Raw genomic sequence first — 13,407 nt, 5'->3', positions numbered from 1 at the left:
TCGTGATCGCCGGGCAGAGCGCCGGCGCCGGGCTCGCCGCCGGCACCGCGCTGCTCGCTCGCGACCGGAAGGGGCCGGCGCTCCTGGCGCAGATCCTGGTGTCACCCATGCTCGACGATCGCGACTCGACCGTGTCGACGAAGCAGATCGACGGTATCGGGGTGGCGGATCGGCAGATGACGCGCTTCGGCTGGGACGCCTACCTCGGAGCCCGCCGCGGCGGCGAGGACGTCTCCTTTTACGCCGCACCGGCGCGGGCGACCGACCTCTCCGGGCTCCCGCGCACCTACATCGACTGCGGCAGCGCCGAGGTCTTCCGCGACGAGACGGTTGCCTACGCCGGCGCACTGTGGGCTGCCGGTGGTGACGCGGAGCTGCACGTGTGGCCCGGAGCCTTCCACGGCTTCACGAGCATGATGCCGACCGCCGCCGTCTCGCTGAGCGCCACCGCGGCGCTGGCCGACTGGACCCGGCGCCTCCTCGATGCAGGCGTCCGCTGAGGGATCCCTCAACCGGCGATGTCAGGCACGCGGCGTCGGCTGCATCAGCCGAACTCTTTCGCCTTGTGAGCAACTCGGGCCCGCTTCACCTCGCGAAAGTATGCGTTGGACTCGGGAAGCCAGATGAAGACGATCCCAGCGAGAGCGGGAACCACAATGAGCACTTCAAGGACGACGGTGGCGATGCTGTTTGTCTCGTAGGGCGGAAGCAGCAGTGCAGCGAACAGAATCGTCAGGACGATTCGAACCCGGTTGTACCCGCGTCGGAGAGCCAGAGTGAATCCTGCTCGAAGCCCTATGCCGAGAGCGCTAGCGGCGAGCCCGAAAACCCACGTAGCAACCGCCAGCTCCGGTGTGACTTGAAGTTCACGACCATTCCGCTCGAACGAGTGAACGGTCTCAGCCAGGTACGCATCGAAATCGAACACCACGACGTTCCAGATCAGGGCGACTGCTTGCACCGCTGAGATGCCGAGTAGGACCTAGAAACCGAATCGAAGAGCGAAAGGAATGGGACGCGGAACCCGAAACGGCCTCGCTGCAGGACGGAACGCACGGGGCTGCTTGAATTCCGTGGATCTGGGCACATCCGGATGATAGCCACAAGCGACCACCGAAGTGGCCGCCGCGGTCTCAATCTGGGCGCCCAGGCTGCCGAGGACGATAGCAGGGAACACTCCGTCAGCCGATCACTCAGCGGGTGCCTCGAGGGCGCCGCCCGATCACGGCGCGGGGCGGGAGAAGAGGTTGACGAGGTTGCCGTCGGGGTCACGGAAGATGGTCGACCTGTTGCCCCAGGGCATCGTCGTCGGCGGCAGGGTGACGTCGTCGAGGACGTCGCGGAGGCGCGCGAACTCGGCGTCGACGTCGTCGACGAGGAACTCGATGATGATCGAGTCGTTGCTGGCCGGCTGTGGCGCGTGGTCGCCGAGCATGGCGACCGTCGCCGTGCTCGCTATGGCCACCGTGCCCGTGGTCGTGCGCAGTTCTGCGAACACCGGAGCGGGCCGCGTGGCCGTGATCCCGGTCACCGCCTCATAGAAGCGGGCGAGCCGGTCGACGTCGTGGGTGATGATGCGGATCGATGCGAGTTCCATGTTGTCCTTCCAGCCGCGCCGTCCGGCCCGGCGTGACCATCCTGGGCGACCCGGGCGACACCGTCGTGTCGGTGTTTCAGGAGATGGTCACGTCCGGACCCACCGCTCGCAGCCGTCCTTCGACGATGCCGAGATCCTCCGCCCGCAGCGGTCGACGCGGTGCACGCTCGATCAGTGGCTCGGCCCGCACGATCCGGTCGCCGCGGAACGCTCGGAGACCGTCCCTGAGCCGGCACCATCCGATCAGGTACCAGCTGTCGCCCTTGCCGACGAACCCCATCGGTTCGACGTCCCGTTCGGTCGCGCCACCGTCACGATCGGTGTACGAGATCCGCAGAACCTGTCCGGTCCGCAGGGCCGCGGCGAGATCGGGTGGCGCTCCGCTCGGGTTCTCGTCGCCGAGGAGGTGGATGCGGGCGGCCAACTCGGCCGTCTCCGTCAGCCTGCGATCGTCGGTGACGGCGACGACCTTGCGGAGAGCCGACGCCGCCAATTCCCGGAATGGGCTCGTCGCCAGCGCACCCAGGGCGACCATCACGGCGAGAGCTTCGTCGACCGTGAACCCGAGTGGGGAGAGGGTGTGCGCCGTGTCCAGGCAGTATCCGCCCGTGCGACCGGGTTCGGCCCAGATCGGCACGCCACCCTGCTGCAGCGCCGACAGGTCCCGTTCGATGGTTCGCGAACTGACGCCGAAACGGTCCGCCAGCCACCGAGCACTTCGAGGTCGTGGCGCCACGGCCCGCAGCTCCTCCACGAGCGCGTAGAGCCGGTCGGTGCGAGTCACCCCTCGACCTTAACCATCTACGGGGCCAGGATGCGCTGGAAGAGCACGTGGTCCTGCCAGCGCCCCGCGATGCGGAGGTACTGCGGCGCGAGCCCGAAGCGGGTGAAGCCGCAGCGCTCCAGCACCGACTGCGACGCGCGGTTGTGCACGAGGGTGCCGGCCTGGATCCGGTGGAGCCCGAGCTCGTCGCGCGCCAGGTCGGCGGTCGCCCCGACGGCGGCCGTCATCAGCCCCTGCCCAGCGAAGCGGGCGTCGATCCAGTACCCCAGGTTCGCGCTCAGGAACGGGCCGCGCACGACACCCGAGAGATTCACTCGGCCCACGATGCGCGACCCCTCCGCGAGCACCAACGGCACGGCCGTCCCCGTCTCCTGCTCGTGCAGCACCCGCTCGATCTCGGACTCCTGGCCCGCGCGGGTGAAGAAGGCCTCGGCCCGTGTCGGATCCCACGGCGCCAGGTGGTCGCGGTTGTCGCGGTAGGCGTCGGCCAGGGCCGTCGCGTCGCCGGTCGACAGGGGTCTGAGGATAACTCCCCCGCCCAGGTGCATGTCAGAGGTCACCCCGCGACCCTAGCGGGAGGGCGAGGGCGAGGACGAGGGCGGCGGCGGGCCCGTCGTCGCGCGGCGGACGAGGCGGGTGGGGAGCGTGATGTGGGTGCGGGCCGGGGTCTCGCCCGCCATCAGGCCGATGAGGAGCTCGGCCGCCGAGGCGCCGATGGACTGCATGGGCTGACGCACCGTCGTGAGGGGCGGGTTCAGCCGCGCCGCCTCGGGCACGTCGTCGAAGCCGACGACCGAGAGGTCGCCCGGCACGTCGAGGCCGAGCTCGGCCGCCGTCTGGATGGTCGCGATCGCCGAGAGGTCGTTCGCCGCGAAGACGGCGGTCGGCCGGTCGGGCGAGGAGAGCAGCGAGGTCGCCGTCTCCCGCGCGATCTCCTTCTCGTAGAGACCGACCCGCACGAGCGCCGGGTCGAACGGGATGCCCGCCTCCTCCAGCGCGCGCCGGTACCCCGCGTCGCGGAGGTTCGACGAACGCAGGTCGGGGCGTCCGGCCACGAACGCGATCCGCCGGTGCCCGAGCTCGATCAGGTAGCGGGTGGCCAGGAGGGCGCCGCCGAAGCTGTCCGACTCCACCGTCGGCAGGTCGGCGCGGCCCGTGTGCGGGTCGACCGCGACGATCGGCACGTCGGCCGTCACCCCGACGACCGTCGGCGTCACGAGGATCGCCCCGTCGATCAGCGTGCCGCTCAGCCGGCTCAGCGAGCGGCGCTCCCAGCCGGCGCTGTTGTTCTGCCGGGACCCGCTGTAGGCGAGCAGGTCGTAGCGCGAGTCGTGCAGCGCGGCGGCCACACCCTTCAGGATCTCCGCGCTGAACGGCTCGAAGTCGGCCACCAGCACCCCGATCACCCCGGTGCGCCGCGAGCGCATGCTGCTCGCGATCAGGCTCGACTCGTAGCCGAGCTCCTCCACCACCTGCAGCACCCGCTGCGTGGTCTCGCTCGAGATGCCGTAGCGCCCGTTGACCGCCTTCGACACCGTCGACACCGACACGCCCGCCGCCGCGGCCACGTCGTGAATGGTCGGCCGCCCGCTCACGACCGCACCGCCAGCACGAACGAACTCGCCGAGACCGTCTCCGACGACGGCCCCACCGCGACGGGCCCGACCCACGCTCCGACGAAGTCGCGCCCGGGCGAGGGGGCCAACCCGGCCAGATCGACCGAGGCGAACAGGGCCCCGTCGACGGATGCGCGACCGCTCAACCCGTCCACCGACAGCCCCAGGCGCACGGCCCCGACATCCCGCGCCGCCCCCGAGGCGAGCACCAAACGCTCCCCCGGGGTCACCCGAACGCAGCTCACCGCCCCGGAGGCATCGACGGAAAGCTCGAGCAGCGCCCGCTCCGACACCCGCACAAGCAACCCGCCCCGCACGCCCGATCCCGCCCCCGTCGGCACCCGGATCGTCACCGCGACGTCGATCCGCTCCGCCGGCAGCCGACGCCCCAGGAACGACCGCTCCCCCACCGACGCCGGCTCCCCGCCGCCGCGCAGCCGCAGCTCGCCGCTCGACTCTAGCGACGCGAACGCCGACGGGTGCCGCCCGATCCCGTTCCAGTCGAGGTCGAGCGCCCCATCCCCGAACCCCTCGACGACGAGCGGATCCGCGACCGGATGCGCGACCGGCGCCGGGACGTCACCACCGGTCGACACCTCCCTCTGCACCCGCCCCACCCCCGGCGCGAAGAGCGGTCGCCCGTCCTCCCACTCGACCGGCACGAGGCACGTCTCGCGCCCGAGCAGCCCTTCCCGGCCGCCGCCGTCCGAGGCCGCAGAAGGCACCGGTCGCGTCGCGAGCAGCGTCGCCCACCAGGCGCCCGTCGCATCCTGAACCAGATCGGCGTGCCCGACGGCCGCGAACTCCCCGCGCCGCCCCAGGTCGCGATGCGTCAGCCGCGGGTTGCCCGGGTCACCGACGTACGGCCCGGTGATCTCGTCGCTGTACGCCACGACGACCGCGTGATCCTCGGCGGTGCCTCCCTCGGCGGTCAGCAGCAGCCACCCTCCGCCCGGCCGGCTCAGGATGCGCGGCCCCTCGGCCCACACGGCGCCCTTCATCGCGCCGCCCCAGATCACCGCCGGCGACCCGATCGGCTGGAACGTCGCGGGGTCGAGCTCCACGAGCCAGACGTCGGTCTGCCCGGAATACGCGGCGGCGGCGGCCGGCTGCGTGCCCGTGAGCCACAGCCGCTCCCCGTCGACGGTGAGGCACGGGTCGATGCCGCCTACCCCGTCGATCCAGACCGGATCGGACCACGGGCCGCGCGCATCCGTCGCGGTGACGGCGAAGTGCCCGGTGCGCCCGCCCCACGAGCCGTCGTCGGGCCCGACCACCGTGCAGACCACCACGAGCCGCTCGCCGACCACCCGCACCGAGGGCGCGAACAGCCCGCGCGACGACTCCAGTCCGGCCAGGTCGAGCTGCCCGGGCCGCTCGATCGCGTGCCCCACCTGCCGCCATTCGATCAGGTTGCGGGAGACGTGCACCGGCAGCCCCGGCAGGTACTCGAAACTCGACGTGACCAGCACGAACTCCTCGCCGAAGCGGCACACGCCCGGGTCGGGGTGACAGCCGGGCAGAACCGGATTGCGGTAGGTGGCCATCGTCGGCTCCTCTCGATGATGGCTCACTCTAGACCCACGGAAAACAGTTTCGAAAACGTTTGACGATCACGGCGGGCGCGAGTGACACTGAGTGCGCCCGGCCGAGCCGGGACCCCGACCACCCATCCGTCCACAGCGGATGCATCTCAACGAAGAGAGAGCAGGTTGCACTCATGAAACGCTCGAAGATCCTCACCGGATGCGCGGCGATCGCCCTCAGCGCACTGGCCCTGGCGGGCTGCGCGCCGAGCTCCGGCGACTCCGCCGACGGCGGCACCACGCTGACGTTCTGGCACAACTCCACCACCGGCGACGGCAAGAAGTACTGGGAGGACACCGCGGCCGCCTTCGAGAAGGCGAACCCCGGCGTCACCATCGAGGTGCAGTCGCTGCAGAACGAGGAGATGGACGGCAAACTGCAGACCGCCCTGAACTCCGGCGACGCCCCCGACGTCTTCATGGCCCGCGGCGGCGGCAAGCTGGCCGACGTCGTCAAGGCCGGCCAGGCGATGGACCTCAGCGACGGCATCTCCGCCGACGCGAAGGCCGCCGTCGGCAGCTCGCTCTCGGCCTTCGAGGTCGACGGCAAGAACTACGGGATGCCCGTCTCGGTGCTCCCGTCGGGCATCTTCTACTCCTCCGACCTGTTCAGCCAGGCCGGCGTGACCACTCCCCCGGCGACCATCGCCGACCTCGAGGCGGCGAACGAGAAGCTGAAGGCGGCGGGCATCGACCCGATCGCCGTCGGCGCCAAGGACGCCTGGCCCGCCGCGCACTGGTACTACAACTTCGCGCTGCGCGCCTGCTCGAAGGACGTGCTCGACACGGCCGCCGAGAGCCGCAAGTTCGACGACCCGTGCTGGCTGAAGGCCGGTGAGGACCTGCAGGCCTTCATCGACACCGCTCCCTTCAACGACGGCTTCCTGACCACCGCCGCCCAGCAGGGCGCCGGATCGTCCGCCGGTCTGCTCGCCAACAAGCAGGCGAGCATGGAGCTGATGGGCGCCTGGGATCCCGGAGTGATCACCTCGCTCACCCCCGACGAGAAGCCGCTGGCCGACCTGAAGTGGTTCCCGTTCCCCGAGGTCGAGGGCGGCGACGGTGAGCCCGGCGCGATGATGGGCGGCGTCGACGGCTTCTCCTGCTGGGTGAACGCCCCGAAGGAGTGCGTCGACTTCCTGAACTTCATGGTCGAGCAGTCGAACCAGGAGGCCTACGCCGACGCGTTCCAGACACTCCCCGCCTCGCAGGACGCGCAGAGCGTCGTCACCGACCCGGCCCTGAAGGACGTTCTCGCCTCGTACAACGACGCTCCCTACGTGGTCGTCTGGCTCGACACCCTCTACGGGCAGAACGTCGGCAACGCGCTGAACGTCGCCGTCGTGGACATGTTCGCCGGCAAGGGCGATGCGGAGAGCATCGTCAGCGCCGTGAACGACGCCGCGGCGAAGTCCTGAGGCGGGCGCCGTGGCTACCGTGACCGCACCCCCGCTGACGCCGACACCGACGCCGACGCAGGCGCCGTCGACGGGAGCCACGGCGCGCCGTCGCCGCTGGGCGACCCGGGGTGAACTGGCCCTGCTCCTCGGGCCCGCCCTGATCGTCTTCTGCGGCTTCGTCATCCTGCCGGTGGGGATGGCGGCGTACTACGGATTCTTCAGCTGGTCGGGCTACGGCCCGGCGGTCGACTTCGTCGGGATCCGCAACTACGTCACCATCCTCACCGACCCCGACTTCCACGAGGCGCTCGGGCACAACGTCTTCATCGTCGTGATGTCGCTGGTGCTGCAGGGCCCGATCGCCCTGGGGCTAGCACTTCTCTTGAACCGGAAGCTGCGCTTCCAGTCGGTCATCCGCGTGCTGATCTTCGTGCCGTACGTCATCTCCGAGGTCGTCGTCGGGCTCGGCTGGGGCCTCATGCTCCAGTCGAGCGGGGCGGTCAACGGACTGCTCGACAAGGTGGGGCTCGGCGCCTTCGCCTCGGACTGGATCTCGGAGCCCGGCCGGGCGATCTGGACCCTGCTCGTCATCATCACCTGGAAGTACATCGGCTTCGCCGTCATCCTCTTCCTCGCGGGGCTCCAGGGCATCCCCGAGGAGCTCTCCGAGGCGGCGGCGATCGACGGGGCCTCGTTCTGGCAGATCCAGCGGCACATCGTGCTGCCCCTGCTCGGCCCGACCGTGCGCATCTGGGCGTTCCTGTCGATCATCGGCTCGCTCCAGCTGTTCGACCTGGTCTGGATCATCTGGGGCCAGTACGTCGCCTCCACCGCCGGCACCTCGACGATGGCCACCTACATGGTCGCCAACGGCCGCAACGCCGGCAGCTACGGCTACGGCAGCGCCGTCGCCGTCGTGATGTTCCTCATCTCCCTCGCCGTGGCGCTGCTCTACCAGCGCTTCGTGCTGCGCCGCGACACCGCGGGCGCCCTCACCGGAAGCAGCAAATGATGGCAACCCCCACCCTGCAGAAGCCGGTGACGGAGTCGACGACGACCCGGCGCGGGCCGGCCGCATCCGCCGCCCCCGTCGGCAGCGGCCGCCGTTCGAGCAGCCTCGCGATCTACTTCGTCGCCCTCGTGCTGATCGGCCTGATGCTGGCGCCGGTCGCCTACATCATCCTCGGCGGCTTCCGCTCGAACTCCGAGATCACGCTCGACCCCTCGGGCCTGCCGGGCGAGTGGAACTGGGCCAACTACGGCGACGTTCTCGCCAGCGGCGTGTTCTGGGGACAGGTGGCGAACTCGACCATCGCGGCGGTCGCCACCACCCTGTTCGTCGTCGTGCTCGGGCTGATGGCGGCCTTCGCCCTCTCGCGCTACGCCTTCCGGGGCCGCGGCGCGGTCTACGCCCTCTTCACCGCGGGGCTGATGTTCCCGATGACCGTCGCGATCACGCCGCTCTACATCCTGGTGCGCGACCTCGGCCTGATGAACTCGCTCGCGGGGGTGATCGTGCCGCAGATCGCGTTCGGCCTGCCGGTGACGATCATCGTGCTCGTGCCCTTCCTGTCGGCCATCCCGAAGGAGCTGCAGGAGGCGGCGTCGATCGACGGCTGCAGCCGGCTCGGCTTCTTCTGGCGGATGGTGCTGCCACTGGCGGTGCCCGGCGTGATCACCGTCGGCATCCTCGCCTTCGTCGCGAGCTGGAACTCGTACATGCTGCCGCTGTTCATCCTGAACAACGACGCCGCGTTCACGCTGCCGCTCGGCACGCAGGCCTTCGCCTCGCAGTACTCGGTCGACACGGCGAAGGTGCTCGCCTTCACCTCGCTGTCGATGATCCCCGCCCTGATCTTCTTCAGCCTCTTCGAGCGGCGCATCGTGGGCGGTCTCACGGGCGCCGTCAAGGGCTGACCCCCACTCTCTCGAGCTGAAAGCGAAGACGTCGTGACCACTCCCCTCCCCGCCTCCGACCGTGTGCACGGGCTGCTCGCCCAGATGACGCTCGAGGAGAAACTCGCCCAGCTCGTGGGCTTCTGGGTCGACCAGAGCGACGACGCCGTCGCCCCGATGGCCGGAGACATGAACGCCGGCGGCCTCTACCGCGACGCCGTCGAGCACGGCATCGGCCACCTCACGCGGGTGTACGGCACCCGCCCGATCGACCCGGTCGAGCGCGCGGAGTGGCTCTGGGCCGAGCAGCGCCGGCTGGTCGCGGAGACCCGGCTGGGCATCCCGGCCCTCGTGCACGAGGAGTGCCTGACCGGGCTCGCAGCGTGGAAGGCGGCCACCTTCCCGACTCCGCTGGCCTGGGGTGCCTCGTTCGACCCGTCGCTGGTCGAGCAGGTCGGGGCCGCGATCGGGCGCTCGATGCGCGAGGTCGGCGTGCACCAAGGGCTGGCGCCGGTGCTCGACGTGATCCGTGACCCGCGCTGGGGCCGGGTCGACGAGTGCATCGCCGAGGACCCGTACGTCGTCGGCACCATCGGAACCGCCTACGTGCTGGGCCTCCAGGACGCCGGCGTGCACGCCACGCTGAAGCACTTCGCCGCGTACTCGGCCTCGCAGGCCGGCCGCAACCACGCGCCGGTGCACGTCGGGGCCCGCGAGCTCGCCGACGTCTTCCTGCCGCCGTTCGAGATGGCCATCCGCGAGGGCGGCGCCCGCTCGGTGATGAATTCCTACAGCGAGATCGACGGGGTGCCGGTCGGCGCGAACGCCGCCCTGCTCACCGGGCTGCTCCGCGACGAGTGGGGCTTCGACGGCACCGTCGTGTCGGACTACTTCTCGGTCGCCTTCCTCCAGAGCATGCATGCCGTGGCCGCCGACCGCGGCGAGGCGGCCCGGCTCGCCCTCGAGGCCGGCATCGACGTCGAGCTGCCGAGCGGCGACGCCTACCTCGCGCCGCTGGCCGAGGAGGTGCGCGCGGGCCGCGTGCCCGAGAGTCTGATCGACCGCTCGGTGCTGCGCGTGCTGGGCGAGAAGGAGGAGCTCGGTCTCCTCGACGAGACCTTCGAGTCAGCTCCGACCGCGATCGACCTCGACGATGCCGAGCACCGGATGCTCGCCCGGCAGCTCGCCGCCGAATCCGTCGTGCTGCTGACCAATGACGGCGTCCTCCCGCTCGCGGATCCCTCCCGCGGCGCTCCGCCCTCCCGGGTCGCGGTCATCGGCCCGAACGCCGACTCGGCCGAGGCGCTGATGGGCTGCTACTCCTTCGTCAACCACGTGCTGGCGCACCACCCGGGGACGCCGATGGGCATCGAGATCCCCACCGTGCGTGCGGCCCTCGCGGCGGCACTGGGCGGCACCGTGACCTTCGAGCCCGGCTGTGACGTCGAGGGAGACGACCGCTCCGGCATCGCCGCGGCGGTCGAGAGCGCGCGCCGCGCCGAGGTCGCGGTGGTCGTCGTCGGCGACCGGGCCGGCCTGTTCGGCCGCGGCACCGTGGGCGAGGGCAACGACGTCGAGAGCCTCGAGCTCCCCGGGGTGCAGCGGGAGCTCGTGCAGGCGGTCGTCGCGTCGGGCACGCCGGTGGTGATGGTGGTCGTCACCGGCCGGCCCTACGCGATCGACTGGGCGATCTCGGGCGCCGAGCGCCCTGCGGCGGTGCTGCAGGCGTTCTTCCCGGGCGAGGAGGGTGGCACGGCTCTCGCAGACGTGATCTCGGGAGCCGTGTCGCCGAGCGGGCACCTGCCCGTGTCGCTGCCGCGCTCGGCTGGGGCGGAGCCCTTCGGCTACCTGCACCCGATCCTCGGCGGGCCGTCCGAGGTGACCAGCGCCGACAGCACCCCCGTGCTGCCGTTCGGCCACGGCCTCAGCTACACCACCTTCGAGCGCTCGGAGCTGACGGCCGACCCCGAGGTGACCGCCGGTGGGGCCTTCGAGGCCTCGGTGCGCATCCGGAACACGGGCGACCGTGCGGCCACCGACCTCGTGCAGCTCTACGCCCGCGACCTCGTGGGCAGCGTCACCCGGCCCGTCGCGCAGCTGCTCGGCTACCAGCGGGTCGCGCTCGAGCCGGGCGAGGAGGCCGTGGTGCGCTTCCGGGTGCCGACGACGCGGCTCGCGTTCAGCGGGCTCGACCTCACGCGGATCGTCGAGCCGGGCGCCGTCGAGCTCTGGGTCGGCCCCTCGTGCGCCGAGCGCGAGACCGAGGCGGCGATCGAGATCGTGGGGGCCGTGCATCCCGTCACCGTCGACGACGAGCTGCTCGTGGCCGTCGAGGTCGAGCGGATGCCCGCCCGCGCGGTCGCGCAGGCCTGACCCGCGGGGCGCCAACCTGACGCCGCGGTGTGCCCCCGGGCGACATAATGAGTCGACATCTGTCGTCGTGGACGACGGGACCCGACTTCTGTGAGCCTGAGAGGCACCCTGTGCGCCGTCGCATCCCGGCCGTAATCGCCGCCGCCCTAATCGTCGTGGCAGGTGTGTCGGCCGCCCCACTGAGCGCCGCGGCCGACACCGTGCCGTTCCCGCCGCTCTCGCCCTTCCACAACGTGGTCGGCTCGATCGACACGATCGAGTTCGTGGCAGGCAAGGGCCTGGTGGCCACCGGCTGGGTGATCGACACGAGCGATCCCCGGGCGGTGCAAGGCCTGGAGTACCAGGTCGGCTATCCCGACGGACGCACCGGCTGGGGCGGGGGCTTGGGCGGGAACGGCCTCCCCCGTCCCGACGTCGCCGCGGTCTACCCCGACGCCGGCCCGAACCACGGCTTCCGTACCGAGCTGGGCTACTACGAGGCGATCGGCACCTACAAGTTCTGCGCCGAGGCGTCGTTCGAGGCCTTCGCCTGCAAGACGGTCTCCTTCGACGGGGAACGGATATCGGGCACGTTCGAGTCCCTCTCCCTGGACCTCGCGCCGACGCCCGCGCAGATCCGAATGCAGGGCTGGACCAGCGACACCTGGCTCGGCCACGGCTCTCGGACAGGTGGTGCGTTCGTGCCCCTGAACTATTCCATCGACTTCGTCCCGCTCTCCGGGCCGGGGTCGACGACGGACTCCGGCGCCTGGCACCACGACATGTCGAGCGGCGCGTCGTCCGACCGGCCGGACGTGCGTGCCGCGCATCCGTCCACCCCGGGAGTGATGGGGTTCGACGATCATGTCGATATCGACGACGCCGGTCGGTACACCGTCTGCGTGACCCCGCAGCCCTACTTCGCCGATTACCGCAACGCGAGCGTCTCCCCGCTCGGCTGTCGGAGCATCGACGTGCGCACGGTCGAGGGAACAGCCCGCGTTCTGACCGGAACGGCCGAGCCGGGTGGGACGATCACGGCGTCGGCGACGACGTGGACCCCGGCACAAGCGACCGATGCCATCTCGTGGGTCCGTTCCGGCAACGGGACGGCCGGCGTGGAGCTGCCCGAGCTGCGCGGGTCCACGAGCTATCCGGTCTCGACGGCAGACGTCGGGCACTGGGTCAGCCTCTACGAGACGGCGAGCGCTCCGGGTCTGCTCCCGCTCCGGACATGGGCCGGGATCGGGCCGGTCACGCTGCCAGGTGTCGAGACCTCCCGGATCGCCGGAGACGACCGCTACGCGGTCTCGGTGGCGACGAGTCTCGCGCGGTTCCCCGATGCGACGGCCGGCGCTCCCGTCGTGTACGTGGCCTCCGGCCAGTCGTTCCCCGACGCCCTCGCGGCCGGTCCGGCGGCCGCCGAGCAGGGTGGATCGCTGCTCCTGACCACGGGGGCCGACCTACCTCCTGTCGTCGCCGCCGAGATCACCCGGCTGCACCCCGCCTCGATCGTCGTCGTGGGCGGAGAGGCGTCCGTGTCGGCGTCGGTGCAGAAGGCACTCGCCCGGCTCGCCCCGACCACCCGGATCGGGGGCGCCGACCGGTACGAGACGTCCCGGCTGCTGCTGGCGTCGGCGTTCCCCGACGGCGCCGACCGCGTCTTCGTGGTCACGGGCCGAGGCTATGCGGATGCGCTGCCGGCCGGTGCCGCGGCAGCATCGCTGGCCGCGCCGGTGCTGCTCGTCGACGGCGGCGCGACATCTGCCGACAGAGCGACACGCGCCGCCCTGGCCTCTGGTGGGACCAGCACGGCGACCGTCGTCGGGGGCGCGAACGCGGTCAGCGCCGGAGTCGCGGCGACGCTCGGTGCGAGGATCTCGGTCGAGCGGATCTCGGGCGCCGATCGCTTCGCGAGCGCCGTGGCGCTGAACCGCTCTGTTCACGGCTCGGCCGACACCGTGTACATCGCCACCGGGATGAACTTCCCCGACGGCCTCACGGGCGGCGTGCTCGCCGGCAGCCTCGGGGCGCCGCTCTACCTCAGCCAGTCCGGCTGCCTGTCGAGCGAGGTCATCGACGACATCCTCTCGCTGCACGCGACGTCGGCGGTGCTGCTCGGCGGCCCGGCCGCGATCAGTTACCCGGTCGAGGGGCTGTACGCCTGCTGATCGGG

The 13,407-nt window shown here is 71.1% G+C and carries 12 protein-coding genes; 6 read left to right on the top strand and 6 right to left on the bottom strand.

Translation table 11 applies throughout. The features are described 5' to 3' along the window. On the top strand, window positions 1-500 hold a 500-nt coding region (locus HQQ85_RS19900; protein ID WP_173184396.1), incomplete at its 5' end, for an alpha/beta hydrolase fold domain-containing protein. A gap of 44 nt (window positions 501-544) precedes the next feature. On the opposite strand, the gene HQQ85_RS19895 is transcribed toward HQQ85_RS19900, so the two are convergent. The 6 genes from HQQ85_RS19895 to HQQ85_RS19870 form a co-directional block, all read right to left on the bottom strand. Then, entirely contained in the window at window positions 545-961 is a 417-nt protein-coding gene (locus HQQ85_RS19895) for a hypothetical protein (RefSeq protein WP_173184394.1), read from the bottom strand. A gap of 261 nt (window positions 962-1,222) precedes the next feature. After that, a complete protein-coding gene (locus HQQ85_RS19890) occupies window positions 1,223-1,597 on the bottom strand; it encodes a VOC family protein (protein ID WP_173184392.1) in 375 nt (124 codons plus the stop codon). Window positions 1,598-1,673: 76 nt separating this feature from the next. Continuing rightward, complete coding sequence (locus HQQ85_RS19885) at window positions 1,674-2,381, bottom strand: YafY family protein (RefSeq protein WP_173184390.1); 708 nt, start codon at window positions 2,379-2,381, stop codon at window positions 1,674-1,676. A gap of 17 nt (window positions 2,382-2,398) precedes the next feature. Beyond that, complete coding sequence (locus HQQ85_RS19880; protein WP_173184468.1) at window positions 2,399-2,929, bottom strand: GNAT family N-acetyltransferase; 531 nt, start codon at window positions 2,927-2,929, stop codon at window positions 2,399-2,401. Between the two features lie 21 nt (window positions 2,930-2,950). Next, window positions 2,951-3,976: a LacI family DNA-binding transcriptional regulator gene (locus tag HQQ85_RS19875; protein ID WP_173184388.1), complete on the bottom strand. Its 1,026-nt coding sequence runs from the start codon at window positions 3,974-3,976 to the stop codon at window positions 2,951-2,953. Then, the gene (locus HQQ85_RS19870) at window positions 3,973-5,544 is read right to left on the bottom strand and encodes a glycoside hydrolase family 43 protein (protein ID WP_173184386.1); all 1,572 of its coding nucleotides are present in this window, start codon (window positions 5,542-5,544) and stop codon (window positions 3,973-3,975) included. Before HQQ85_RS19870 ends, HQQ85_RS19875 begins: the two co-directional genes overlap by 4 nt. 173 nt (window positions 5,545-5,717) lie before the next feature. Here HQQ85_RS19870 and HQQ85_RS19865 point away from each other — a divergent pair, with 173 nt between their 5' ends. From HQQ85_RS19865 to HQQ85_RS21740, 5 genes are all read left to right on the top strand, one after another. Continuing rightward, complete coding sequence (locus tag HQQ85_RS19865; RefSeq protein WP_173184384.1) at window positions 5,718-7,001, top strand: extracellular solute-binding protein; 1,284 nt, start codon at window positions 5,718-5,720, stop codon at window positions 6,999-7,001. Between the two features lie 34 nt (window positions 7,002-7,035). Beyond that, window positions 7,036-7,995, top strand: a complete 960-nt coding sequence (locus HQQ85_RS19860) for a carbohydrate ABC transporter permease (protein WP_216851935.1) — start codon at window positions 7,036-7,038, stop codon at window positions 7,993-7,995. Beyond that, a complete protein-coding gene (locus HQQ85_RS19855; protein WP_173184380.1) occupies window positions 7,995-8,900 on the top strand; it encodes a carbohydrate ABC transporter permease in 906 nt (301 codons plus the stop codon). The genes HQQ85_RS19860 and HQQ85_RS19855 overlap by 1 nt, the downstream gene beginning before the upstream one ends. Window positions 8,901-8,933: 33 nt before the next feature. After that, a complete protein-coding gene (locus HQQ85_RS19850; protein WP_371741978.1) occupies window positions 8,934-11,252 on the top strand; it encodes a glycoside hydrolase family 3 N-terminal domain-containing protein in 2,319 nt (772 codons plus the stop codon). 110 nt (window positions 11,253-11,362) lie between these two features. Further along, window positions 11,363-13,402, top strand: a complete 2,040-nt coding sequence (locus tag HQQ85_RS21740) for a cell wall-binding repeat-containing protein (RefSeq protein ID WP_173184378.1) — start codon at window positions 11,363-11,365, stop codon at window positions 13,400-13,402. Window positions 13,403-13,407: the final 5 nt, after the last annotated feature.

The sequence above is a fragment of the Herbiconiux sp. VKM Ac-2851 genome (assembly GCF_013205105.1).
Lineage (GTDB): Bacteria > Actinomycetota > Actinomycetes > Actinomycetales > Microbacteriaceae > Herbiconiux > Herbiconiux flava.
The sequence above is the reverse complement of the archived record's forward strand: the minus strand, read 5'-3'. Positions and strand labels throughout refer to the sequence as shown.

Bases quoted from the DNA above. Each gene is read 5' to 3' on its own strand.
- HQQ85_RS19865 (WP_173184384.1), top strand. From the start codon at position 5,718: ATGAAACGCTCGAAGATCCTCACCGGATGCGCGGCGATCGCCCTCAGC.
- HQQ85_RS19870 (WP_173184386.1), bottom strand. From the start codon at position 5,544: ATGGCCACCTACCGCAATCCGGTTCTGCCCGGCTGTCACCCCGACCCG.
- HQQ85_RS19880 (WP_173184468.1), bottom strand. From the start codon at position 2,929: ATGCACCTGGGCGGGGGAGTTATCCTCAGACCCCTGTCGACCGGCGAC.
- HQQ85_RS19855 (WP_173184380.1), top strand. From the start codon at position 7,995: ATGGCAACCCCCACCCTGCAGAAGCCGGTGACGGAGTCGACGACGACC.
- HQQ85_RS19890 (WP_173184392.1), bottom strand. From the start codon at position 1,597: ATGGAACTCGCATCGATCCGCATCATCACCCACGACGTCGACCGGCTC.